At 70.9% G+C, this 258-nt stretch carries 1 protein-coding gene; it reads left to right on the forward strand.

All coding sequences use genetic code 11. From position 1 onward, the window contains the following. Window positions 1-258: LysR substrate-binding domain-containing protein (locus ACQG3P_RS20345; RefSeq protein WP_426806055.1), on the forward strand; the 258-nt coding region annotated here is incomplete at both ends.

Here is a 258-nt window from a genome sequence, read left to right on the forward strand (position 1 = left end):
CGCTGTGCCGCAGTGCCGGCTTCACGCCGCGCATCATCCAGTACGCCGGCGAGGCGTCCACCCCGATCAGCCTGGCCGCGTCCGGGTTGGGGGTGACCGTGCTGCCCGCCTCGTGCAGCCACTTCCATGTGGAGGGCGCGCGCTTCGTGCCGCTGAGTGATCGCGCGGCGAGTTCGGAAGTGCAGGTGGCCTACCGGCGCGGTGCACCCTCGCCCCTGATTACCCATTTCACCCGGCTGCTGCAGGGCGGCTTCAGCG

Source organism: Stenotrophomonas sp. SrG (genome assembly GCF_050031795.1).
Taxonomy (GTDB): Bacteria; Pseudomonadota; Gammaproteobacteria; order Xanthomonadales; family Xanthomonadaceae; genus Stenotrophomonas; species Stenotrophomonas rhizophila_A.